This is a genomic window from Streptomyces sp. NPDC031340 (assembly GCF_055569945.1).
Window position 1 is genome coordinate 26,041 of sequence record NZ_JBVIIE010000062.1, and the last position, 22,269, is coordinate 48,309.

Sequence of the window (22,269 nt, forward strand, 5' to 3'; positions counted from 1 at the left end):
GGTAAGACTCTTACATAGGGGGTCCGGGTCGTCCAGACGCCCCCTGTGTCCACCGCACGATTCCGGCCAGCCGCCGGTAGGAGTCCAGCAGCGCCGCGTGGTCGTAGGTGCTGGTGGTGACGAGGACTTCCTGCGCCCCGGTGTCCTTCAGGACCGTCTGCAGTTCGCGGGCGACCTGTTCCTCGGTGCCGGCGATGTGGCCGGTGAGCGCGGACTCGAAGAAGCCGCGCTGCTTCCCGGTCATGGTGAGCGCCTCGACGCGCTCGGCGGGCGGCAGCGGCGGGAAGGTGCCGTGCGTGCGGGAGTACGCCGCCGACCAGGCCTCCGGCACCAGCAGCCGCCGTGCCTCCTCGGCGGTGGCGGCCACCGCGACCGTGCCGGAGACCACGACGTACGGTTCGGCGGCGAAGGCGGAGGGACGGAACTCGGCGCGGTAGCGATCGATGCCGCGCCGCATCCGGTCGCGGTCGCGCAGGTCGCCGATCACCATCGGCAGGCCCGCGCGGGCGGCGATCGCGGCGCCCTCGCCCATCGCCAGCACGAACGGCGGCACGGCCAGGCCCTCGGCGGGGCGGGCGTGCACCCCGGTCGGGGAGGTGCCGCGGAACCAGCCGAGCAGTTCGGCCAGTTGGTCCGGGAAGTCGTGGGCGTCGTCCTTGTCGCGGCCCAGGGCCTTGCGCACGCCGTCCGTGAAGCCCACGGACCGGCCGAGGCCCATGTCGATCCGCCCGGGGAAGAGCGACTCCAGCACCCCGAACTGCTCGGCGACGACGAGTGGCCGGTGGTTGGGCAGCATCACCCCGCCCGTGCCGACGCGGATCGTGCGCGTCGCGGCCGCGACGGCGGCGGCCAGCACGGTCGGCGCGGAGCCGGCGACGCCGGGAACGCCGTGGTGCTCCGACACCCAGAACCGGTGGAAGCCCAGTGCCTCCGCCTCCCGGGCCAGCGCCACGGTGTCCCGCAGCGCCTCGGCGGGCGGGTGCCCCTCGCGGACGCGGGAGCGGTCGAGGACGGAGAACCGTACGGCGGTGGTGTCGGGGCTGGTCGTGGTCACGTGGGGTCGACGCCGCCGGGGACGCCGTTATTCCGGGTCCCGCCGGGCCGGGCGGGACCGGAGCGGCGCGGCGGCCGCGGGGTCGCCGCGCCGCGCGGGTCAGCCGGTGGTGCAGGAGACGGTGGGCCAGGTCCAGTTGCCGTTGTGCTGGATGGTGACGCCCCAGTTGTTGCCGTTGCCGTTGGGTTTGGCGGTGAGTACTTGGGCGCTGGGGTAGTTCGCGGTGATGTTCCAGGTGGAGAGGATCTTGGCGGGGGAGGGGACGTTCATGGTGACGGTCCAGTTGTCGGAGCCGGAGACCGAGACGTCGAGGTTGTAGCGGTCGCTCCACTGCTGGCCCGCGGAGAGCGTCGCGGTGCAGCCGCTGTTCCCGCCTCCGCCGGTGCCGCCGCCCGAACCGGTGTCGCCCACCGTGATGCTGGAGTTGCCGCTGCTCTGGTATCCCTCGGTGGCCATGATCATGTAGTTGAAGCTGCCGAGGTTCATCCCGTGACCGGCCCACGCGTCGAAGTGGTTGCCGGTGGTGATGGTGCCGCCGGTCCGCCTGGTCTGGCGCACGCTCCAGTACTGGTTGAAGGTCTTGTTGCCCTCGATGGAGGGGGCGTTGTACCGGGTCGTCTCGTAGATGTCGTAGGTGCCGCCGTCGCTGGTGACCGTGCCCTTGTACGTCCCCGTGGGCCGGTAGGTGCCCCAGTTGTCGACGATGTAGTACTCCACGAGCGGGTTCTGCGACCAGCCGTACAGCGCGAGGTAGGCGTTGCCGGACGGGTTGAAGCTGCCCGAGTAGTTCACCGTCCGGCGTCCGCCGGTGCTCCAGCCCTTGCCGGCGACGAAGTTGCCGGTGTTGCTCCAGGAGGTGCCGTAGCCGCCGCCGGAGCCCAGGTTCATCGAGACCGACCCGGGCGAGTCGGTCCAGAAGGAGTAGAAGTAGCCGTTGTCGGTGCCGGTCTGGTTGCTGGTGACGACCGTGTCCGCCCGCGCGGTGCCGGGCAGGACCAGCGCGGCGACGGCCACCAGCAGCAGGGTGCAGGCGCCGCTGAGGAGCAGCCGGAAGCGGCTGCGTAAGCGTGCGTCGTTCATGGGCGTGCTTCCTCCTCGTCCTCGTGAGCCCGTCGGTGCCGGGTCCTCTGCCAGTGGCGACAGTGTTGGTCTGCCCCTGTCAACTGTCAACGGTTTCGGAGACTGTTGCGAAAGCTGCGAGGGGTCGACCGACGCTGCTCTGAGTTCGTGGCCGCAGCTCAGGCGGGTCGTTGTGGCGATCCGGCCATTGAGGACGAGGAGGGTTGACGCGGTGTTGGATTCGTTCGGCGGATTCGATCTTCCGAATGTTTCGAAGGCGGCCGGATCACTCGCTGCCGACGAGCATCCTCACCTCGAACTCCTCCTCCACGACGGTCTCCTGACGTGCCGTCAGTACCGTGCCGAGCCAGCCCAGCAGGAAGCCGGCCGGGATGGAGACGATGCCGGGGTTCTGCAGCGGGAAGAAGGCGAAGTCGGCGTCCGGGTAGATCGAGGACGGCGTCGAGGAGACGACCGGCGAGAACACCACGAGGAGGACGGAGCATGCCAGTCCGCCCCACAGGCTGAGCAGCGCGCCCTGCCCGGTGAAGCGCCGCCAGAACAGGCTGTAGACGATCGTCGGCAGGATCGCGGACGCCGCGATGGCGAACGCGAGGAAGGCGAGGTTGGCGGTGTTGGCCTGCCAGGAGAACAGGGACAGCAGGATGCCGAGGACCCCGATGACGACCGCGGACAGGCGGGCGACGGTGAGTTCCTCGGCCTCGGTCGCCCGGCCCCTGCGGATCACCTCGCCGTACACGTCGTGGGCGAGGGAGGAAGCGGCGGCGAGGGTGAGCCCGGCCGCGACGGCGAGCAGGGTGACGAAGGCCAGGCAGGACAGCAGCGCGGTGAGCACGCCGCCGCCCAGGGCGTGGGCGAGCAGCAGGACGGCCGCGTCGCCCTTGCGGTCGGTGGCGGCGATGGTGTCCCGGCCGACGACGGCGGTGGCGCCGAGGCCGAGGATGCCGGCCGCCAGGCAGACCAGGCCGACCAGGCTCACGGCCCACACCACGGAGGTGCGCAGTACGGCGCCGGTGCGCGGGGCGAGCAGCCGCATCAGCACATGGGGCAGGGCGGCGAGGCCCAGCACGATGGCCAGTTCCAGGCTGAAGAAGTCCAGCTTGCTGGAGGTGCTGGCGCCGTAGCGCAGTCCGGGCTGCAGGAAGCGCTCGCCGCCGCCGCTGCCGTCGGCGGCCGCGGAGAGCAGGGCGTCGGGGCTCCAGTGGTAGTGGTGGAGCACCATCACCGTGGTGATCGCCACCCCGGCCAGCAGCATCACGGCCTTGATGATCTGGATGACGGTCGCTCCCGGCATGCCGCCGATGGAGGCGTAGGCGATGACGATGGTGCCGATGACGACGATGCACAACGTGCGTGTCGTGGCGCCCGGTTCTCCGGTGAACTGGGTCAGCAGGGCGACGCTGCCGAGCAGTTGGGCCACCAGGTAGAGGGTGGTGAGGGTCAGGGTGCACACCGCCAGGGCGATCCGCACCGGCCGCTGCATCCGGGGCAGCCGCAGGGCGATCATGTCGCCGGGCGTGAACCTGCCCGCGTGGTGCAGGGGTTCGGCGATCAGCAGCACCACCATCATCCAGGCCACGGTGGTCCCGCCCAGGTACAGCAGTCCGTCGTACCCGGTCAGGGCGACCAGCCCGGTGGTGCCCAGCAGCGTCGCCGCGGACAGGTAGTCGCCGCACATGGCCAGGCCGTTGCGCAGCGCGGACATGCCGCGGTTGCCGAGGTAGAACTCGCTGATCTCGTCGCGGTGCGGGGCGGTCAGCAGGGCCATGAACAGCGTGACGACGACCACCGACAGGAACAGCAGGAACGTCAGCTGCATGCTGAACCGGTCGACCACGCCCGCGGATGTGGTCACCACGTGCGGTACCCCCTCGGACCCTGGTCCGGGTTCTGCCCGGCGGCCTCGTGCGGCGCGGCCGTGCGGGCGCGGTGGGCCGGGCGCTGGTGCAGGTGCGCGCGCACGCCGCGGGCGAGCGGATCGACGCGGGTGCGCATGTGCCGGGTGTAGGCCCACACGGTCACCGCCATGACGGCGAACTGCCCCAGTCCCAGGGCGAGTCCGAGAGTGAGGTGACCCGCCAGGGGCTGGTTCATGAGGCCCGGCGTGAAACTCGACAGCAGTACGTACAGCAGGAAACCGCCGACCGACCACATCGTTGCCCGGACGCCGAACCGCCGGTGCGCATGGCGCAGTGAACGGAATTCGGGATGGGCGGAAATAAGGGGCGGGTCAACCCGGCCGCCGTGTGCGCGGTGGTAGGCGGACGAGTCGTCGGGCCATGCGGACTGCTCGGGCACAAAAGCACCTTCTTCGCTGCTTCGTGCCCGCACCGGCTCGGGGGAGCCGTCGGGCGTCCGGCTTCCCTGAGCGGTGGGAAGAGGCGGACGCGCTGGTGAGGTGCGGGCTCAGTCGGGGGACCGTGAATCGGAATTGCTCGGTTTCTGAATTCACGGGGGTGTTATCGGGGATTTGGTGTGAAGATCCCGGGGCCTTGTCGGGGGGTGAGGACGAGGCCGGAAGCGGAGTATGACAGCGACGTCTTTATGTAATCAACAGGCGGGGTCGATTTGTCGGCGCATCCGGCGTATCCGGCGCCTTCGCGCGCGAGGCGGGGATTCCGGGATGGCATGCCGCCGGTCCCCGGGGCCGTTCCCGGTGAAAAGTCCGGACCAATTTCCGGGTCAAAGCATCTCGAATGCGACGACTTACAGGGGCGGCAGTGCGGTGGCCCGGTGGCCCGGTGGGGCGGCAGTACGGCGGTCCGCTGCGGCGGCAGCGCGAGGGCCGCTCCGGCGGCGGTCCGACGGGCACGGGGGCGGGTGGGCCGATCGGCGTGGCTTGTGCCCGTTGGACCCATGAAACCCGCATCGCACCGCACAAGGCTGGACGTGACGGGAGGGGTGGACCAGCACACCGGGCGCCGCCAGGACACCGGCGGCGACGACGGCCCGGGGCGAGGAGTGTGGACATGACGTACGAGCACAAGACCCTCTGGGACTACGGCAAGTACGCCCCCCGGACACCCTTGAGCGGACATGTCCTGGTCGGCGTCGACGGATCGGCCGAGGCGGCACGCGCTCTGGACCGCGCGGTCGCCGAGGCCCGGGCCCGCCGGGCGCCGCTGGAGATCCTGCACGGCTGGCCGTGGGCCAGGCACGGGACCCCCGAGCCGCCGCGTGGCGCGGACCAGGGCGCGCACTCCCTGCTCGACCGGGCCCACGGTGTGCTGCAGACCGCCGTGGTGCAGGCCCGACAGCGTGCTCCCGGGCTGAGCGTGACGGCGACCCTGAGCCCGCAGCCCGTCGCCGCGGAACTGGTGCGCCGGGGCCGCAACGCCGCGCTGACCGTCATCGGCAGCCGCGGCCTGGGCGAGATCACCGGCCTGACGGCCGGGTCCGTCGGCTGGCGGGCCGCCGCGCACTGCGCGAGCCCGCTGCTGGTGGTGCGCGGCGAGGCGGCCCACGGAGGGCTCGAACACGGCACCGTGCTGGTGGGCGTGGCCACCGACCTGGACACCGAGGCCACGCGGTTCGCCTTCGAGGAGGCGCGGGTGCGGGGCTCCCGGGTGCGGGTCCTGCACGCGTGCGCCGTCCCGGTGTCCGCGGGAACCGCTCCCGCGGCCGAGGCGGACGCCGCCGTACGCAGGCGGGCGGCCGTGCCCGGACGGGCCGTCGCCGCGCTGCGCGGGAAGTACCCCGAGGTCGAGGTGGAGACCGACACGGTGTGGGGCGGCGCGACCCAGGCGCTGGTCGAGGCCACCCGCGCCGCGGACGCGGTCGTGATCACGGTGCATCGGCGGCACGGTCAGCGGCCCGGTCCGCGGCTCGGCCCGGTCACGCACGCCCTGCTGCACCACGCGCACTGCCCGGTCTTCCTCGTGCCCATCCCCTGAGCGCGGCGTCCGCCGCCACCCCGACCACGACCCCGATCCCGACCCGGACTCGGACCCGGAAGGAACACGAACACGACGATGAGGCACCGCAGGATCACCGACGTCATGACCCGCGAGGTCGTACGCACCACCGGCGACACGCCGTTCAAGACGGTCGCGCGCCTGCTGGCGGAGCATCGCATCAGCGGGCTGCCCGTGGTGGACGACGAGGAGCGGGTCCTCGGGGTGGTCTCCGAGACCGACCTGCTCCGGCACCAGGCGGTGCGGGACGGGGAACGCCGTGCCCGGCGCTTCGGCCTGCCGCCACTGACCCGGTCCGCGCGCGCCGCGGCGGTCGAGGCCCGCGCGCTGACCGCGGGGGACCTCATGACCCGGCCCGCCGTCACCGTGTCCCTCGGCCAGACCGTGCGGGAGGCCGCGCACACCATGCAGTGGCACGGCGTGGAACGCCTGCCCGTGGTCGACGGGCGGAACCGCCTGGTCGGCATCGTCACCCGCGGCGACCTGCTCCAGGTCTTCCTGCGCCCGGACGAGGAACTCCGGCGCGACGTGCGCGACCAGGTGGCCGGCGCGCTCTCCCGGCCCCCCTCCACGGTCGAGGTCGGGGTCGGCGGGGGAGTGGTCACCCTCACCGGACACCTGGAACGGCGCGCCGACGCCGCGCTCGCGGTACGGGTCGCGGGCGGCGTGGACGGCGTCGTGGCCGTCGTCGACGGCCTCGTGCACAGCCTGGACGACACCCGGCCGCTGCCGACCGGTGTCTCCCCGGGCCACATGTGAGGGGCTTCCGGCCACATGCGGGGGCTACGCGCCCCGGTCGTCGGCCGCGTGGGACCAACGGCCCCGTGACGCGGGCCCGCCGCCGTCCGATCATGAATACGGGAGCGGGTGCCGAAGCTCCCGGACCTGACCGGCCGTGCGGACCGCACGGTCCGGATCCGGGTTCGGCCCCGACCGTGTCGGCATCAGGAGGAGAAGACCATGCCGCACACCAAGGAATGGAAGGTCCGTCTCCACCTCTTCGAGGACAAGGGGACGACGAAGGCGCACGCGGTGCTGGAGACCGGCACCACGTCACTCACCGGCCGCGGGACCGCGCACTGCAACCCCGTGGACACGGACGTGCCGGAGATCGGCGACGAACTGGCGGTCGGCAGGGCCCTGGGCGACCTGAGCCGGCAGTTGGTGGCCATCGCCGAGCGGGACGTCGAGGGCATGGGCGCGTCCGGGAACGAGCGGGACAGCCGCCCGGTGCCCGGCTGGTCCCTCTGAAACACCGATCACGTCCTGACACCGATCACGTCCTGGCCGGGGGCCGGCCGGCCCCCGGCCACCGGCTCCACCGGGCGTGCCGACGACGTCGTCGGACGGCGTGCCAAGGCTCCGTCATGCCCGCGGGACGAGGAACACCGGGCAGGCCGCTCGGCGTACGGCGGAGTGGACGACCGCGCCGAGCCGGGATCCGGCGCCCGACCCCACCCGGTGGCCGAGCACCGCGAGGCCGGCGCGACGCGTCTCGGCGCCGACGGCGCCCGCGGGCACGTCCTCCAGGCACACCTCCTCCACCCGGACGTCCGGATACTTCTGCCGCCACGGCTGCAGGGCCTCGGCGAGCCGCTGCGCGGCCTGCCGGGCCGCGCTCGAACAGGCCTCGCGCCCCGGCGTGACCGGGTAGGTGCGCGCGGGACCGGGCGGCGTCCACGCGTACAGCGCCCGCAGCGGCACCCGCCGCATCGCGGCCTCCTCGAAGGCCACGGCGATGACGTCCTCCTGCTCGGCGTGCCCGGCGTCGAGGGCCAGCAGCACCGGCCCGGCCGGCCCGTCACCGGGGTGGGGCACGGGCCGGACGAGGACGACGGGGAAGTCGGCCCGCGCGGCGGTGTGCGCGCCGGTGGAGCCCAGCAGGAGCGCGGACATGCCGCCCAGGCCCCGGGAACCGAGCACCAGCAGGTCCGCGCCGACCCCGGCGAGCAGCAGCGCCTCGTGCGGAGGCAGTCCCAGCAGCGTGGCGCGGATGGGGAGCCGGGGGTGACGGCCGCGGATGCGGTCCCTCGCGAGTTCCAGGGAGCGGGTGGCCCAGTTGCGCCGTTCGGCCGCCTCCGGCGGCTCGGGGGCGGTGCCGCCCGGTGGCGGCCAGGCGGAGACCAGACGCAGGGAGGTGCCCCGGAGCTCGGCTTCGCGGGCGGCCCAGGCGGCGGCGGCGAAACTGGCGGCGCTGCCGTCGATGCCGGCGGTGACGGGGCGGGTCATGTCGTACTCCTCCGGGCGGACGGGGTCCCGTTGCGGGGGGCAGAGGGGGGCGTCCTCACTTTGACGTGTGCACGGGCGCCGGCGGGAGGGCTCCTCGGGTCCCGTCATGGGGCCGAACGGCTACTTGGCGCGCCGGGCTGCGTGGTGCCGGGCCGCCGGCCGCGCCCCTTCCTGCGGGCGCGACCCCTCCTGGAGGGGTTCCACGTCCCGCGCCGGGCGGAGTCCGGCCGCGTTCCCGTGCGTCAGGGGTGACACTGGGTGCGGAGGCCCGTGCGCGCACGCCGTTCGGCACGCTGCTCTCGCGTTCCGGCGTTCCGGCGTGGCGGCAGGCCGCGGAGAAGACCGGATGCGGGAGGCGGAGCCATGGCCGTCACCATCGCCCTGGCGGGCGACACCATGCTGGGCCGCGGGGTGGCCGAGACACTCGCCCACAAGAAGCCGCACCCCCTGTTCAGCCCGGCGATCGAGCGGATCACCGGGAGCGCGGACCTGTTCCTGCTCAACCTCGAGTGCTGCGTGTCGGACCGGGGGTCCCGCATCGACGTGGCCGGCAAGCCGTTCTTCTTCCGCGCCCCGCCCCGGGCCGCCGCCGTACTGGCCGAACTGGGCGTGGACGTGGTGTCCCTGGCCAACAACCACGCCCTCGACTACGGTCCCGAGGCGCTCCTGGACACCCGGGACCACCTCGGCCGGGCCGGCATCCGGTCGCTCGGCGCGGGCGCCGACGTCGGCGAGGCCCGTGCCCCGCTCGTCCTGGAGGCCGGCGGGCTGCGCATCGGGATCCTCGCGTTCACCGACCACCCGCCCGAGTACGCCGCGGGCCCCGGCCGGCCCGGTGTGGCGTACGCGAATCTGTGGGAGGAGGACGTACCAGCCTGGCTCACCGACGCCGTCCGGGCCCTGGCCGCCCGGACCGACCTGGTCCTGGTCAGCGTGCACTGGGGCCCCAACATGACCAGCCGGCCCGTCGCGCACGTCAGCGGCGCCGCCCCCGCCCTCACCGCGGCCGGCGCCGATCTGGTGGTCGGGCACTCCGCCCACGTCTTCCACGGCTTCACCCGGCACGTCCTGTACGACCTGGGCGACTTCATCGACGACTACGCGGTCCATCCGGCCCTGCGCAACGACCTCGGTCTGCTCTGGCTGGTCACCCTGGACGAGCACGGTCCCGTGCGCACGGAGGCCGTTCCCGTCGCCCTGGACTACTGCCACACCCGCCTCGCCAACGACGCCGAGTACGCCTGGATCGCCGACCGGCTCGGCCAGGTCTGCGCCGAACTGGGCACCGGTGTCACCGACGAGGGCGACCGGCTGTCCGTCGACTGGCCGCGCTCCCTGGCCCGCGCGAGCTGACCACCAGAACCGGCAAGCACGGAATTCCGTTTTTGAGAAGGGTCGAACGGCACCCGTTCGGCGGTGCTTTGTTCCCTTTCGCAGGGTCAGTCGGCAGTGCCCCGATCATCCCTTCGGGTGATGTGATGCGGACACGCCCTCCGGCCTCGCCCCGATGGCGTATGCACCCTCGTCGCCGATAGGAAAAGTGCCGATGCTCCGCCCAGTTGTCATCACCCCGATCGTCTGTGCCCTCGCCGCGGGTGCCGCCGCGGTGTCCTTCGCACGGGGATCCTGGGTGGGGGTGGTCTGGCTGCTGCTGGCCGGGCTGACGTCCAACATGGCCCTCTCCTACGCCCGCCGCGCCAGGTCCGCGACGCGTGCCGGCGCGGCCGGCGCCTGCGCGGGCGGCGGGGCCGGCGGCGGGTCGTGCGGCACCTGCGTGAAGAAGGTCTGCGCATGAGCGCCGACTACCACGCCCTGCTCGCGCGCCGGGAGGCCATGCGCCTGCGCGACCGGCTGCTCGCTCCGGCGCCCACCGCGGCACGTGCCGCCATGGGATCGCGGACGTCCGCGCCGCGCCCCGGCGCCTGCCGGTCCGGGGCCTACGACGGGGCCGCCGACCAGGACCTGATCACCCGGAACCTGGTGCACGTCACGCCGTTCGACCGCCTCATCGCCCACCTCTACGAGGTCATGTTCGAGCGGCACCCGTATCTGCGGAAGCTGTTCCCCGACTCGATGGAGTTCCAGCAGGTCCATCTGGAACGGGCGTTGTGGTACCTGATCGAGAACCTGCACCGCCCCGAGGAGGTGGCCGCCTTCTGTACCCGGCTCGGCCGTGGCCACCGCAAACTCGGCGTGCTGCCGGTGCACCACCGGGTGTTCGAGGAGGCACTCGCCGACGCGCTGCACCGGTCCGCGGGCGGCCGGCTGGGCGTGGACGTGGAGCAGGCGTGGCTACGCATGGTCCGCTTCGCCACCACGGCGATGGCGGAGGGCGCCGACGAGGCGCTGGCGGAGCCGGCGTACTGGAGCGGCACGGTCGTCGACCACCAGCGCCGCCGCCCGGACCTCGCCGTGCTGCGCGTGCGGCCCGCCGAGCCGTACCCGTACCGCCCCGGCCAGTACGCGACCCTGGAGACGCCCCTCCTGCCGCACACCTGGCGCCCGTACTCGCCGGCCGGCCTGCCGGGCGCGGGCGGCGAACTGGAGTTCCACGTCCGGCGTACCGGCCCCGGCGGGGTGAGCGACGCCCTCGTGACGGCGACCGGCGTCGGCGACACCGTCCGCCTGGGGCCCGCCCAGGGGACGACCACCCTGGACGACGGCGTCCCGCGCGACGTGCTCATCGTGGCCGGCGGCACCGGCTGGGCCACCGCCAGGGCCCTGGTGGAGGACATGGCCGAACGGCGCAGGCCGGGCCGCACCGTCCACCTGTTCCTCGGCGCCCGCACGGCCGACGACCTGTACGACGCGCCGGCGCTGACCCGGCTGGAGAGCCGCTGCCCGTGGCTGCGGGTGATCCCGGTGATCGACGACGGCCCCGGCCTGTCCGGGCACGCGCCGGTCATCGGAGCACTGGCCGCGCACGGCGACTTCAGCGGCCACACGGCGTACGTCAGCGGCCCGCCCGGCCTGGTCACGGCCGCCGTGCGGCGCCTGGCCGAGCTGGGGCTGCCGGCGGACCGCATCCGGCACGACCCGGTGGCGGCGGGGATGCCCGCGCCGCCCGCGTTGCCGTCGACGGGCCTGTCGGCGTGACCCACCGGGCGGTTCTACAGTGGGCGCCGTGACCGACCGCAGCCCACGCCCACTGGCCGTGTTCGACCTGGACAACACCCTCGCCGACACGGCGCACCGGCAGCGCTACCTGGAACGCAGCCCCCGTGACTGGGACGGCTTCTTCGCCGCCGCGCCCGAGGACCCGCCGATAGCGGAGGGCGTCGCGCTGGCGCGGGAGAGCGCCGAGGAGTGCGAGGTCGTCTATCTGACCGGCCGGCCCGAGCGCTTCCGGCGCGACACGCTCGACTGGCTCGCCGCGCACGGGCTGCCCGACGGGCGCCTCCACATGCGGCGCGATGATGATCGGAGGCCCGCCCGCCGGACCAAGCTGGAGGTCCTGCGCCGCCTGGCCGGCACCCGGGAGATCCAGGTGCTGGTGGACGACGACGAGCTGGTGTGCGAGGACGCCGAGCGGGCGGGGTTCACCGTCGTCCGGGCACGGTGGGCCGTCCCCTCCGCGGAACTGGAGGCGGCACAGGAGCGCGAGGGACGCACCTGACGGGCCCGGCCCCGGCCCTCGCCGGTCCCCGTGCGGGGCTCAGGCCCCGGTGCCGCCGGTCCGGTCGGTCTGGCTGGTCCGTCCGGGGCGTCGGTCAGGTCAGTTGGTCCGGCTGGTCCGTCCGGGTTGGTTCGTCTGGTCGGTCGGTCAGTCAGTCAGGTCGGTCCGTACGGGGGAGGCCGGTCTCGTCGTCGGTCCCTTTCGGGGGCCCTTCCGTCAGTCCGTCTCGTCCAGCCGGAAACCCACCTTCAGGCCGACCTGCCAGTGCGCGATCTGCCCCTCCTCGATCCGGCCGCGCACCTGCGTCACCTCGAACCAGTCCAGGTTGCGCAGGGTCTGCGAGGCGCGCTCGATGCCGTTGCGGACGGCCTCGTCGACGCCGTCCGGTGAGGTGCCGACGATCTCCGTGACCCGGTAGGTGTGGTTCGACATGCGGTTGACTCCTCTCCGCCGCGTGACGGACCTGCCACGCCTGGTTCCACCGTGCCGTACGGCGCGACCGGGCGCGACCGCGCCGAGTGCGTACTCGGCGCGGTCGCGCGGGGTACCGGGCTCAGTGCGACCGGCTCAGCGCGCCGTGCTCAGCGACAGCGCGAAGCGGCCCTCGCCGTCCGTCCACCAGTGGGACAGTTCCAGTCCAGCGGCCCCGAGTTCGGCGCGCACACCCTCCTTCCGGAACTTCGCCGACACCTCGGTGCGCAGCTCCTCGCCCGCCGCGAAGTCGACGGCCAGATCGAGCGCGGGCACCTTCACGGTCTGCGCGCGGCGCGAGCGCAGCCGCATCTCGATCCACTCGTTCTCCGCGTCCCACAGCGCCACATGGGCGAAGGCGCCGGGATCGAAGTCGGCGCCCAGCTCGCGGTTGACGACGGTCAGGACGTTCTTGTTGAACGCGGCCGTCACCCCGGCCGCGTCGTCGTACGCCCGGACCAGCACCCGCTCGTCCTTGACCAGGTCCGTGCCGAGCAGCAGCGCGTCGCCGGGCGAGAGCAGGGCGCGGACCGAGGCGAGGAAGTCGGCCCGTTCGGCGGGCAGCAGGTTGCCGATGGTGCCGCCGAGGAAGGCCAGCAGCCGGGGCCCGGGTGTCTCCGGCAGGGCCAGACGGGCGGTGAAGTCGGCGATGAGCGCGTGCACGTCGAGCGCCGGGTGCTCGGCGATGAGGGCGTGGCCGGCCTGGGTGAGCGCGCTCTCGCTGACGTCGACCGGGACGTAGACGCGCAGTCCGGTCAGGGCGTCGATGAGGTGGCGTGTCTTCTCCGAGGAGCCCGAGCCCAGTTCGACCAGGGTGCGGGCGCCGGTCGCCGCGGCGATCTCGGCGGAGCGGGCGAGGAGGATCTCCCGTTCGGCGCGCGTCGGGTAGTACTCGGGCAACTCGGTGATCTGCTCGAACAGTTCGCTGCCGTGGGCGTCGTAGAACCACTTCGGCGGCAGCGTCTTCGGCGTGGCGGTCAGGCCGCGCTGGACGTCGGCCCGCAGGGCGGCCTCGGTGGCGTCCTCGGGCAGGGTGCGGGTGACAAGGAACGGGCTCACGAACTGGGCTCCTTCGGTGGTGCCGGCGGCAGGGCGTCACTCGGCTCCTTGAGCGGGGTCAGCAGCACGTCGGTGCGGGTCGCCGCGAGCAGGGTGCGGTCGGGGACCTCCTGCCAGCGCGGGTCGTCGTCGTAGGGCTCGGAGGCCACGACGGTGCCGCGGCCGGGCGTCCACAAGTAGTGGAGCGCGTCGCCCCACGCGGTCGCGGTGATCGTCTCGCCGTCGGTGAGCAGCAGGTTGAGGCGGGAGCCGGGGGCCGCCGCGGCGACCTCCAGGACCGTGCCGGCCATGGCCTCGCCCGGGTCGTCGCCGCCGCGCAGCCGGGCGAGGACCAGCGCCCACACGAACGCCGAGTCGTTGCGGGCCTCCAGCGACAGCAGGTCCTCGGCGGGCAGCGCCCGGGTCAGCGGCGCCAGCGAGCCGGGCCAGCCCGCGACCGCGCCGTTGTGGCTGAACAGCCAGGTGCCCGCGGCGAACGGCGCCGCCGCGGCCTCGGCGTCGGCCCCGGACAGCGTCGCGTCCCGTACGGCGGCCAGCACGGCGCGGCTGCGCACCACCCGGGCCAGGTCGGCGAAGGACAGGTCGGCCCAGATCGGCCCGGCCCGCCGGTACCGCGCGGGCACCGGGTCGCCGTCGGCGTACCAGCCGACCCCGAAACCGTCGGCGTTGACGGTGCCGTACCGCTGGTGCCGGGGCGCCCAGGACTGGCGGTACAGGCTGTGCGGGGGTTCCACGAGGAGCCGGCCGAGCGGCTCCTCGGTGCCCAGGAAGGCCACGTGACGGCACATCAGGCGGTCTCCGAACGGGCGGTGCGGAAGCCGCTGAAGATCTGCCGCCGGACCGGATAGTCCCAGTTGCGGAACGTGCCCCGGCAGGCCACCGGGTCCACGGCGAACGAACCGCCGCGCAGCACCTTGTACTCCGGCCCGAAGAACACCTCCGAGTACTCCTTGTACGGGAACGCCTCGAAGCCCGGGTACGGCAGGAGGTCGCTCGCCGTCCACTCCCACACGTCACCGATCAACTGCCGTACGCCGAGCGGCGACTCGCCCGCCGGGTAGCTGCCGGCCGGGGCGGGGCGCAGGTGCCGCTGGCCGAGGTTGGCGTGCTCGGGCGCCGGGTCCGCGTCGCCCCACGGGTAGCGCCGCGAGCGGCCGGTGGCGGGGTCGTGGCGGGCGGCCTTCTCCCACTCGGCCTCGGTGGGCAGCCGCCGCCCGGCCCAGCGGGCGTAGGCGTCCGCCTCGTACCAGCACACGTGCACGACCGGCTCGTCGGGCGGCACCAGCTCGGTGACGCCGAAGCGGCGCCTGAGCCACTGTCCGCCGTCGCGGCGCCAGAACAGCGGGGCGCGCAGCGAGTTGCGGCGGACGTGGGCCCAGCCGTCGGCCGTCCACCACCGCTCGTGGTCGTAGCCGCCGTCCTCGATGAACGCCTGGTAGGCGGCGTTGGTGACCGGCGTGGTGTCGATCCAGAACGGTGCCACCTCCCGCCGGTGCGCCGGGCGTTCGTTGTCCAGCGCCCAGGGCTCGGTGCTGGTGCCCATGGTGAACGGGCCGCCCGGGACGAGGACTTCGGCCGGTCCGGTGAACGGGGGGAACGGGTCCGGGTCGGGGGCGGTCAGGGCCGGCGGGCCCTTGCGGAGCTGATGGGTGATCAACATCGTCTCGTCGTGCTGCTGTTCGTGCTGCGCGATCATCCCGAAGGCGAAGCCGGCCCGGTTCAGCCGGGTCCCGTGGAAGTCGGCGTTCTCCAGCACGTCCAGCACCCGGCCGCGCACCTCGGCCGCGTAGGCGCGGGCCTCGGCGGGGGGCAGCAGGGGCAGCCTGGGCCGTTCGGAGCGCGGATGCTCGAAGGCGTCGTAGAGACTGTCGATCTCGGGGCGCATCGCCTCCCGGCCGGCGACGGCCCGCAGCAGCCACAGCTCCTCCTGGTTGCCGATGTGCGCCAGGTCCCACACCAGCGGCGACATCAGCGGCGAGTGCTGTGCGGTCAGGTCGGGCTCGTCGACGCAACTGGTCAGCAGCGTGGTGCGGGCGCGGGCCGTGGTGAGGGTGAGCAGGGTCCGTTCCCGCAGCGCGTCCGCGTCGAGGGAGGGGTCGGTCATGTGCGGCTGTCCTTCCCGTGGCTGCGACGGCCGGTGCCGTGCAGGTGGTCGAGCAGGTCGTCGGCGGGGCAGCGGCCCGGTGCGACGTAGCGCTCCAGGTACTCCGTGACGGCGTGCGTCACCTCGGCGCCGGCCCCGAGCCGGGGCAGGGCCTCCAGCGCCGCCGTGAAGCAGCCGACGGCCGCCTCGTGCAGTTCGGGGTCGGCCAGGCCCAGCCGGGCCGCGTCGCTCCACAGCGGGTTGTGCGGCGCCGGCCGGGCGGTGGCCCGCTCGGCCAGCGGCTTGACCATCCGGTAGGCGGTCTCGGCGGTCTCCGGGTCGTCGAACAGCGCGGCCGTCACGGCGAGCGGGACGATCCACCCGTCGTCGCCGGGCTGCGCGTCGATCATCCGCAGCTCCAGGTGGCCGCGCGGTCTGACCGGCGGGAACAGGGTCGTGATGTGGTAGTCGAGGTCCTCCCGGGTCGGCGCGCCGGATCTGGTCCATTCCCGGAACGTCAGCCCCTCGGGGACGTCCCAGGGCGCTCCGTCGCGGCGTACGCACATCACCGGCGCGTCCAGGACGTGCCGGGCCCAGGCGTCCCGCGGGTCGCCGTTCAGGCGCGGCGCGCCCGCCCGGCCGGGGCCGATCTCCATCCACCGCAGCTGGCGGGTCGAGCGCCAGCCGGTGGGCCGGCCCCCGGCCAGCGGTGAGTTGGCGAACGCGGCCAGCAGGACCGCGCCCAGCTGGTGCGCCAGCCACCAGCGCCGCCCGTGCCCGAGCGGGCCGGGCTCCTCGTACCCGGCGTCCAGGCAGACCTGGACGGAGGCGGAGGCGCACATCATGGCGCGGCCGGCCGGACCGCCCCGGTCCAGGCAGGCCTCCATGGCGTCGTAGCGCGGCTGGCGCAGGAACCGGCGCGGCGGGTGCCAGGGATCGTGGCCGATGCCGAAGAGGCCGAGACCGTGTCCGGCGAGGACCGCGCGTACGGCGTCCAGGTCGGCGGAGACGGTGGCGATGCACTCTGTCAGCGAGGCGGCGGGAGGCGAGCTGAGCTCCAGCTGGCCGCCGGGTTCGACGGTGAACGCCGACCGCAGGGGCACGGTCCGCAGTGCGGCGTAGGCCGCCGCGAGTCGTTCGGGTGTGACGGGGAGCTGCGGTGCGCGCAGCTCGTGGACGAGCCATTCCACCTCGACCCCGAGGGCGCGCGGTGGGCCGGTCTTGAAGCAGATGCCCCTGACCAGGGCCTCCACCTCGGCTTCGGTGACTGCGGTGCGGTTTTCCGGACAGTCGCCGCAGTCGCTCACTGAGTTGGACATGTCGGGATTCCTCCTGAGATTCCACGATGCCACCGATCACCCTGTGGGGTGTCCGGCGGCGGCGCTCGTCCCACCCAAAACCCTCGCGCCGATTCGCACAAGAGTGCGTACCGGTGTGTTCCGGCTCGGTAATCTCCGCCTTCCCGTCGTTTCCCAGGCCTTTCCCGGGCGTTCCCGGGACCCCTGAAACCCAGTTGCCCCGGATCACCAGCATCACCCACGATGCCTGCATGAGCACGACGGGGGAGCACGCGCAGGGCGTGGTCATGGCGCCCACGGGGGTGGCGCCATGAGCGCGCGCCTGCGCGGCATCGCACAGCGGACGGAAGAGATCGTGGCGGCCGGGGCCTACCGCGCGCCGGGCGGGCACGAGGTGCCGCTCGCCGCGGCCGTCGAGGCCGCGCGGGCCGGTACGCGGATGTACGGCCCGGGGCCCGTGCGGGTGACGCCGACCGCCGGCGACGACATGCTCGTCGAGGTCACGGGCGAGAGCAGTCTGGAGGCCGCCCGCCGCCTCGGCACGGACACCGCCGTGCTGAACTTCGCCTCGGCCCGCAACCCCGGCGGCGGCTACCTCAACGGCGCGCAGGCGCAGGAAGAGGCCCTGTGCCGGGCCTCCGCGCTGTACACCTGTCTGCTGCGGGCGCCCGAGTTCTACGAGCACCACCGCGCCCACCGCGACCCGTTCTACACCGACCGGGTGATCCACTCACCGGCGGTGCCCGTCTTCCGGGACGACCGCGGCCGCCTGCTGGACGAGCCGTACACCGCGGGTTTCCTGACCGCCGCGGCGCCGAACGCCGGAGTCGTCCTGCGCGGCGCGCCGCGGCGGGCCGGTGAACTGCCGCGGGCGCTGGCCGTGCGGGCCGAGCGGGTGCTGGAGACGGCCGCCGCGCACGGCTACCGGCGGCTGGTGCTGGGCGCCTGGGGCTGCGGGGTGTTCCGCAACGACCCGGGGCAGGTCGCGGGCGCGTTCCGGGCGCTGCTCGGGCCGGGCGGCCGGTTCGCGGGGGCCTTCCAGCACGTGGTGTTCGGCATCCTGGACCGCACGCCGGGCGCGACGGTCCGGGAGGCGTTCGTCCGGTCCTTCCCCGAGCGTCAGCTCCAGCCGTAGCGAGCGAGGTCCGGCTGCAGCTCTCGGGTCCGGCTGTAGCGAGCGAGAGCTGTGGCGGCCGAGCGTTCGGCTCCAGCCGTAGCCTTCGAGTTCCAGCCGTAGCGTTGGTCCCAGCCGTGGCGCTCGAGTTCCAGCCGTAGCGTTGGTCCCAGCCGTGGCGCTCGGGTCCGGTTGTGGCGCTCGGGTCCGGTGTAGCGGCCGAGCGTTCAGCTCCAGCCGTAGCGCTCGCGGAGCCGGTGGCGCACCAGGTCGAACCGCATCCGGTCCAGGGCGCAGGCCTCCCGGCGCATCCCGTCCTCGTGCAGCCGCAGCACCCGGTCCACGCCCACCCAGGAGTCCCGCCCGGACCTGTCCCACGGCCCGCAGCCGATCGCCACCCACTCCCGGTCGCCGTCGTGCCGTTTGCTGGTGAGCTGCACGGCGAGGAAGGTGCCGGCGGCCTCACGGGCGACGACCAGCACGGGCCGGTCCTTGCCGCGGCCGTCGTTCTCCTCGAAGGGCACCCAGGTCCAGACGATCTCGCCGGGGTCGGGGTCGCCGTCGTGCGCGGGCGAGTACTCGGTGCGCACCCTGCCGACCCGACGGGGGTCGGCCTCGGTGGTGGCAGTGGGGCCGTGGCGGCCGGGGACGTTCTCATCGATAGACGCGGTCACGAGGGCACCTTAGAGGGTGCCCCCGCGACCTGTGCGCCGGTGTCCCGGTAAGTCGGGCCCCGTCACTCCTCGTCGGAGTCCACCGGCACCTTCCGTGCGGGCGCGGACGCCGTCCCGTTCAGTGCCGAAGTGCCGTTCGTCGGTTGCCCGTTCGGGTTCATCGACGACAACAGCTGGCGGGCGAGGCCCAGTCCGGTGCCGCCCATGGTGAGCGCCTTGGCGAACATGTCGGCCATGCCGTCGGCGCCGTTGAGCAGCACCATGTTGTCCACGTTGCCGAAGGCGGACGCGCCCGCCTTGACGATCTCCGGCCAGTTCTCGGCGAGTTGCTGGGCGACCACGGCCTCCTGGTTCTCGGCGAGGGCCGCGGCCCGCGCCTTGATGGCCTCCGCCTCGGCGAGGCCCTGGGCCTTCGTCGCCTCGGCGGCCGCCAGGCCCTTCGCCTGCGCCGCCGCGGCCTCGGCCTCACCGGTGGCCCGGGTCGCCGCCGCCGTGGCCGCGCCCCGGGTCTTGGTCGCCTCCGCCTCGGCGCCCGCGGCCGCCTTGACCCGGGTCGCCTCGGCCGCCGCCGCGAGCTCCGTCTCCTTCGCCTTCGCCTGCGCGGCCGAGATGCGCGCGTCGCGCTCGGCCTCGGCCAGCGTGCGCTTCTCGTACGCCGTGGCGTCCGCGGGCTTGCGGACGTCGGCCTGGAGCTGCTGCTCGCGCCGGTGCGCCTCCAGTTCGGCCACCCGCGTCTCCTGCACGACGACCTCCTGCCGGGCGCCGGCCTCGGCGAGCGGGCCGGCCTGGCGGGCCTTCGCCGCCGCCTTGTCCCGCTCCGCCTGGTAGCCGGCCTGCAGGATCTCGCTGTCCCGGGTGGCCTCCGCCATCCGCGCGAACGACTGCTGCTCCGCCTCGGTGGCGAGCCGGTTCGCCTCGGCCTGCGCGATGCGCGCGTCCCGCTGGACGGCCGCGGCGTGCGGCATGGCGAGATTCTGGATGTAGCCGGTCGGGTCCTCGATCTCGTGGATCTGCAGCGAGTCGACGATCAGGCCGAGCTTCTCCATCTCCGTGCCACAGGCGGCCCGGGTCTGCCCGGTGAGCTTCTCCCGGTCGCGGATCATGTCCTCGACCGTCAACCCGCCCACGATGGACCGCAGATGACCGGCGAAGACGTTGTGCACCCGCTCCGCCATCAGCTTCTGCTGGTCCAGGAAGCGGCGGGCCGCGTTGGCGATCGACACGAAGTCGTCGCCGACCTTGAAGATGACCACGCCCCGCACCTTGAGCGGAATGCCCTGGTGGGTCACGCAGTCCACGTGCAGTTCGGTCTCGTTCAGGTCGAGCGACAGCTTGCGCACCGCCTGCACCCCGGGCAGCACCAGCGTGCCGCGCCCGGTGACGATGCGGAATCCCATGCCCTCCTCGAGGCCCTCGGTACGGTGCTTGGAACCCGAGATGATCAGAGCCTCGTTGGGCTCCGCGACCCGCCACATGAGCTTGAACAGACCGATCAGTACGAGGACGGCGGCTACCGCCACCCCCGCAACGACGCCGACGATCATCGGCATACGCCCCCTTTGGATGGTGCCCTGTCGGCACCGAACGAAGGGGAGTGTGCTCCCGCCTGACGCCGCGGCGGAAGATGCCGAAGGACCCTTGTAGCAATCTTGACGCACAGGCACCCGCACGGGTCCGTGCACCGCTCCCACCTGGGCGGGAGTCGGCTCATCTGACAGCCCGTCGGCGGCTCAGCCGTCGTAGGCCTCGGTGACGTAGACCGTCCGCGGCGGCAGGTACTCCACGACCATCACGACCGTGCCCGTCTCGATACGGCCGCTGCCGGGCGCGGGATGGGCGAGGAAGTGCTCGGCCCCGCCGCGCACCCGCACCATCACCTCGCCGACGAGTCCGGGTCCGACCGTTCCGGTGACCCGCCCCACGAGCCCGACCATCGACGCATCGTCCATGGTCACAGGGTACGGGTCGAACTCGCCTACGCCGCCGGGGCGTCGGTGCCGGTGTCGGTGCCGGTGCCGGTGCCGGGGTCTGCGTCGTCGGGGAGACCGGCCGGCGGCGGCCACGCCTCGTGCCAGCGCAGTTCGGCCTCCAACTGCGCGGCCAGCGAGATCAGCAGCGGTTCGCTGCCGCCGGGGCCGAGCAACTGGGCGCCGACCGGCAGACCGCCGGCGGCGAATCCGGCCGGGACGGCGACGCCCGGCCAGCCCAGGACGTTCCACGGCCAGGCGTACGGGCAGGCGGCGATCATCGCACGGTCGGTCGCGAAGCCGCTCAGCGACAGCAGCGCGCCGATGCGCGGCGGGGGAGCGGCCGTCGTCGGCGCGAGCACGACGTCGTAGGAGCGGAAGAACCCGCCGATGCGGCGCTGCAGGACCGCCTCCGCCCGCCGGGCCGCCCGCAGCGGCGCCCCGTCCAGCAGCCGGCCCAGCCGCGCGGCGTCGCGGGTGCGCCGGTCCAGCAGCGCGGGGTGCGGAGCGTCCCGGACGTATTCGGCGATGCCGACGGTGGCGCGCGGCAGGAACGCCAGCCCGATCTGCCCGTAGGGCGGGTCGGCCTCCTCGACGGTGTGACCCAAGTCGGCCAGCTTCTCCGCGAGTTCGACGACCCGCGCCCGTACGTCCGGCTGGAGCCGGGCCGGCAGGGCGGTGAACGGCGGCTTGAGGGAGAGGGCGATCCGGAGCCGGCCGGGGTCGCGGCCGGCCGCCGCTCGGGCGTCGACGGGCGCGGGCCGGTGCGGGTCGTGCGGGTGGTTGCCGCTCGCCGCGTCCAGCAGCAGGGCGGCGTCCGCGACGGTGCGGGCCAGCGGGCCGTTGACGGTGATGCCCTGGAAGGACTCGCCGCGCGGCCAGGTGGAGATCCGGCCGCGCTGCGGCTTGATGCCGACGAGATGGGTCCAGGAGGCCGGGATGCGCACCGATCCGGCGCCGTCCGAGCCGAGCGCGGCGGGCACCAGGCCGGCGGCGACCGCGGCCGCCGAGCCGCCGGACGAGCCGCCGGGGGTGTGGGCGAGGCTCCACGGGTTCCGGGTCGCGCCGAACGCCGGCCCCTCGGTGAAGGGCCACTGCCCGAACTCGCAGGTGTTGGTCTTGCCGACGATCACCGCGCCGGCCGCGCGCAGCCGCCGTACGGCCTCGCTGTCCTCGGCGACCGGCGGGAAGGCGCCGTCGCAGCCGAACGCGGTCGGCTCCCCGGCGACGTCCATGTCGTCCTTGACGGCCACGGGCACCCCGAGCAACGGCGCGCGGGCCCCGGCGGCCAACCGCGCGTCCGCGGCGTCGGCTTCGGCCAGGGCGGCCTCGGCCCGCACGATCCGGAATGCGTTGACGGCCGGCTGCGTCGCCTCGATCCGGGCCAGCGCCGCCTCCACCAGCGCCCGCGAGGTCACCTCCCCGGCGGCCAGCGCACGGGCGGACTCCGCGAGGCCGGGCGAACGGTCGGGCAGCATGCGGGACACCTCCGGGAGCGCATTGTCTACCGAACAGTAACGTCTCCCGGTGCGCCCCGGTACGGGACGTCGAACGTCTGCCGCGTTCAGGGGAGTTGGCGCAGGGCACGCGGGCCGCCGGACCTCTGCCCGAACCATTGACGCACACCAGCCCCACCCCTACCGTCTGACCGACTTGGCGAACCATGTTCGACATCACGAACATTCACGCCTCGGTATTCGCTCGCACCAA

The 22,269-nt window shown here is 73.7% G+C and carries 22 protein-coding genes; 8 read left to right on the forward strand and 14 right to left on the reverse strand.

The genetic code is table 11. The features are described from left to right. Positions 1-10: 10 nt before the first annotated feature. From ACZ5GT_RS34055 to ACZ5GT_RS34070, 4 genes are all read right to left on the reverse strand, one after another. Entirely contained in the window at positions 11-1,054 is a 1,044-nt protein-coding gene (locus ACZ5GT_RS34055) for an MsnO8 family LLM class oxidoreductase (protein WP_469034133.1), read from the reverse strand. 99 nt (positions 1,055-1,153) lie between these two features. Next, positions 1,154-2,134, reverse strand: coding sequence for a glycoside hydrolase family 11 protein (locus ACZ5GT_RS34060; RefSeq protein WP_469034135.1), 981 nt, complete (start codon positions 2,132-2,134; stop codon positions 1,154-1,156). Positions 2,135-2,399: 265 nt separating this feature from the next. Then, on the reverse strand, positions 2,400-3,992 hold the full coding sequence (locus ACZ5GT_RS34065; RefSeq protein ID WP_469034136.1) for a sodium/solute symporter: 1,593 nt from the start codon (positions 3,990-3,992) through the stop codon (positions 2,400-2,402). Further along, entirely contained in the window at positions 3,986-4,432 is a 447-nt protein-coding gene (locus ACZ5GT_RS34070; protein ID WP_469034138.1) for a DUF485 domain-containing protein, read from the reverse strand. Before ACZ5GT_RS34070 ends, ACZ5GT_RS34065 begins: the two co-directional genes overlap by 7 nt. A 671-nt stretch (positions 4,433-5,103) precedes the next feature. On the opposite strand from ACZ5GT_RS34070, the gene ACZ5GT_RS34075 reads away from it, so the two are divergent. The 3 genes from ACZ5GT_RS34075 (at position 5,104) to ACZ5GT_RS34085 (ending at position 7,299) form a co-directional block, all read left to right on the forward strand. Further along, positions 5,104-6,027: a universal stress protein gene (locus ACZ5GT_RS34075; protein ID WP_469034141.1), complete on the forward strand. Its 924-nt coding sequence runs from the start codon at positions 5,104-5,106 to the stop codon at positions 6,025-6,027. A gap of 78 nt (positions 6,028-6,105) precedes the next feature. Beyond that, complete coding sequence (locus tag ACZ5GT_RS34080; RefSeq protein WP_469034144.1) at positions 6,106-6,807, forward strand: CBS domain-containing protein; 702 nt, start codon at positions 6,106-6,108, stop codon at positions 6,805-6,807. Between the two features lie 201 nt (positions 6,808-7,008). Next, a complete protein-coding gene (locus tag ACZ5GT_RS34085; protein ID WP_469034147.1) occupies positions 7,009-7,299 on the forward strand; it encodes a DUF1876 domain-containing protein in 291 nt (96 codons plus the stop codon). A 114-nt stretch (positions 7,300-7,413) separates the two neighbouring features. On the opposite strand, the gene ACZ5GT_RS34090 is transcribed toward ACZ5GT_RS34085, so the two are convergent. Further along, entirely contained in the window at positions 7,414-8,277 is an 864-nt protein-coding gene (locus ACZ5GT_RS34090) for a universal stress protein (protein ID WP_469034149.1), read from the reverse strand. Positions 8,278-8,640: 363 nt separating this feature from the next. On the opposite strand from ACZ5GT_RS34090, the gene ACZ5GT_RS34095 reads away from it, so the two are divergent. From ACZ5GT_RS34095 to ACZ5GT_RS34110, 4 genes are all read left to right on the forward strand, one after another. Further along, positions 8,641-9,630 carry a CapA family protein gene (locus tag ACZ5GT_RS34095; RefSeq protein WP_469034152.1) on the forward strand — a complete coding sequence of 330 codons (990 nt, stop codon included), beginning with the start codon at positions 8,641-8,643 and terminating at the stop codon, positions 9,628-9,630. A gap of 193 nt (positions 9,631-9,823) precedes the next feature. Further along, positions 9,824-10,072, forward strand: coding sequence for a hypothetical protein (locus ACZ5GT_RS34100; protein ID WP_469034154.1), 249 nt, complete (start codon positions 9,824-9,826; stop codon positions 10,070-10,072). After that, positions 10,069-11,373, forward strand: a complete 1,305-nt coding sequence (locus ACZ5GT_RS34105) for a globin domain-containing protein (protein ID WP_469034156.1) — start codon at positions 10,069-10,071, stop codon at positions 11,371-11,373. Before ACZ5GT_RS34100 ends, ACZ5GT_RS34105 begins: the two co-directional genes overlap by 4 nt. Positions 11,374-11,401: 28 nt before the next feature. Then, positions 11,402-11,893 (forward strand): phosphatase domain-containing protein, encoded by a 492-nt coding sequence (locus ACZ5GT_RS34110; protein ID WP_469034158.1) that lies wholly within the window; start codon positions 11,402-11,404, stop codon positions 11,891-11,893. 216 nt (positions 11,894-12,109) lie between these two features. On the opposite strand, the gene ACZ5GT_RS34115 is transcribed toward ACZ5GT_RS34110, so the two are convergent. The 5 genes from ACZ5GT_RS34115 to egtA all read right to left on the reverse strand — a co-directional run bounded on the left by ACZ5GT_RS34115 (position 12,110) and on the right by egtA (position 16,825). Then, a complete protein-coding gene (locus tag ACZ5GT_RS34115) occupies positions 12,110-12,325 on the reverse strand; it encodes a dodecin (protein ID WP_324786006.1) in 216 nt (71 codons plus the stop codon). 135 nt (positions 12,326-12,460) lie between these two features. Beyond that, positions 12,461-13,423 (reverse strand): L-histidine N(alpha)-methyltransferase, encoded by a 963-nt coding sequence (gene egtD / locus ACZ5GT_RS34120; RefSeq protein ID WP_469034160.1) that lies wholly within the window; start codon positions 13,421-13,423, stop codon positions 12,461-12,463. Beyond that, positions 13,420-14,211: an ergothioneine biosynthesis protein EgtC gene (gene egtC, locus ACZ5GT_RS34125; RefSeq protein ID WP_469034161.1), complete on the reverse strand. Its 792-nt coding sequence runs from the start codon at positions 14,209-14,211 to the stop codon at positions 13,420-13,422. Before egtC ends, egtD begins: the two co-directional genes overlap by 4 nt. Then, positions 14,211-15,527, reverse strand: coding sequence for an ergothioneine biosynthesis protein EgtB (gene egtB / locus ACZ5GT_RS34130; RefSeq protein ID WP_469034163.1), 1,317 nt, complete (start codon positions 15,525-15,527; stop codon positions 14,211-14,213). The genes egtC and egtB overlap by 1 nt, the downstream gene beginning before the upstream one ends. After that, entirely contained in the window at positions 15,524-16,825 is a 1,302-nt protein-coding gene (gene egtA, locus ACZ5GT_RS34135; RefSeq protein WP_469034165.1) for an ergothioneine biosynthesis glutamate--cysteine ligase EgtA, read from the reverse strand. Before egtA ends, egtB begins: the two co-directional genes overlap by 4 nt. A 289-nt stretch (positions 16,826-17,114) precedes the next feature. Between egtA and ACZ5GT_RS34140 the strand changes: the two genes are divergently transcribed. Beyond that, complete coding sequence (locus ACZ5GT_RS34140; protein WP_469034167.1) at positions 17,115-17,939, forward strand: TIGR02452 family protein; 825 nt, start codon at positions 17,115-17,117, stop codon at positions 17,937-17,939. A gap of 206 nt (positions 17,940-18,145) precedes the next feature. On the opposite strand, the gene ACZ5GT_RS34145 is transcribed toward ACZ5GT_RS34140, so the two are convergent. The 4 genes from ACZ5GT_RS34145 to ACZ5GT_RS34160 form a co-directional block, all read right to left on the reverse strand. Next, positions 18,146-18,592, reverse strand: coding sequence for a type II toxin-antitoxin system PemK/MazF family toxin (locus tag ACZ5GT_RS34145; RefSeq protein ID WP_469034169.1), 447 nt, complete (start codon positions 18,590-18,592; stop codon positions 18,146-18,148). 62 nt (positions 18,593-18,654) lie between these two features. Then, a complete protein-coding gene (locus ACZ5GT_RS34150) occupies positions 18,655-20,142 on the reverse strand; it encodes an SPFH domain-containing protein (protein WP_469034171.1) in 1,488 nt (495 codons plus the stop codon). A 180-nt stretch (positions 20,143-20,322) separates the two neighbouring features. Continuing rightward, positions 20,323-20,541: a hypothetical protein gene (locus ACZ5GT_RS34155; RefSeq protein WP_469034173.1), complete on the reverse strand. Its 219-nt coding sequence runs from the start codon at positions 20,539-20,541 to the stop codon at positions 20,323-20,325. Positions 20,542-20,567: 26 nt separating this feature from the next. Then, entirely contained in the window at positions 20,568-22,037 is a 1,470-nt protein-coding gene (locus ACZ5GT_RS34160) for an amidase (RefSeq protein ID WP_469034175.1), read from the reverse strand. Positions 22,038-22,269 lie beyond the last annotated feature (232 nt).

Excerpts from the sequence above, each read along its gene's own strand:
- ACZ5GT_RS34060 (WP_469034135.1), bottom strand. The coding sequence starts at position 2,134 with ATGAACGACGCACGCTTACGCAGCCGCTTCCGGCTGCTCCTCAGCGGC.
- ACZ5GT_RS34075 (WP_469034141.1), top strand. The coding sequence starts at position 5,104 with ATGACGTACGAGCACAAGACCCTCTGGGACTACGGCAAGTACGCCCCC.
- ACZ5GT_RS34080 (WP_469034144.1), top strand. The coding sequence starts at position 6,106 with ATGAGGCACCGCAGGATCACCGACGTCATGACCCGCGAGGTCGTACGC.
- ACZ5GT_RS34085 (WP_469034147.1), top strand. The coding sequence starts at position 7,009 with ATGCCGCACACCAAGGAATGGAAGGTCCGTCTCCACCTCTTCGAGGAC.
- ACZ5GT_RS34090 (WP_469034149.1), bottom strand. The coding sequence starts at position 8,277 with ATGACCCGCCCCGTCACCGCCGGCATCGACGGCAGCGCCGCCAGTTTC.
- ACZ5GT_RS34095 (WP_469034152.1), top strand. The coding sequence starts at position 8,641 with ATGGCCGTCACCATCGCCCTGGCGGGCGACACCATGCTGGGCCGCGGG.
- ACZ5GT_RS34100 (WP_469034154.1), top strand. The coding sequence starts at position 9,824 with ATGCTCCGCCCAGTTGTCATCACCCCGATCGTCTGTGCCCTCGCCGCG.
- ACZ5GT_RS34105 (WP_469034156.1), top strand. The coding sequence starts at position 10,069 with ATGAGCGCCGACTACCACGCCCTGCTCGCGCGCCGGGAGGCCATGCGC.
- ACZ5GT_RS34115 (WP_324786006.1), bottom strand. The coding sequence starts at position 12,325 with ATGTCGAACCACACCTACCGGGTCACGGAGATCGTCGGCACCTCACCG.
- egtC (WP_469034161.1), bottom strand. The coding sequence starts at position 14,211 with ATGTGCCGTCACGTGGCCTTCCTGGGCACCGAGGAGCCGCTCGGCCGG.
- egtB (WP_469034163.1), bottom strand. The coding sequence starts at position 15,527 with ATGACCGACCCCTCCCTCGACGCGGACGCGCTGCGGGAACGGACCCTG.
- egtA (WP_469034165.1), bottom strand. The coding sequence starts at position 16,825 with ATGTCCAACTCAGTGAGCGACTGCGGCGACTGTCCGGAAAACCGCACC.
- ACZ5GT_RS34140 (WP_469034167.1), top strand. The coding sequence starts at position 17,115 with ATGAGCGCGCGCCTGCGCGGCATCGCACAGCGGACGGAAGAGATCGTG.
- ACZ5GT_RS34150 (WP_469034171.1), bottom strand. The coding sequence starts at position 20,142 with ATGCCGATGATCGTCGGCGTCGTTGCGGGGGTGGCGGTAGCCGCCGTC.
- ACZ5GT_RS34155 (WP_469034173.1), bottom strand. The coding sequence starts at position 20,541 with ATGGACGATGCGTCGATGGTCGGGCTCGTGGGGCGGGTCACCGGAACG.
- ACZ5GT_RS34160 (WP_469034175.1), bottom strand. The coding sequence starts at position 22,037 with ATGCTGCCCGACCGTTCGCCCGGCCTCGCGGAGTCCGCCCGTGCGCTG.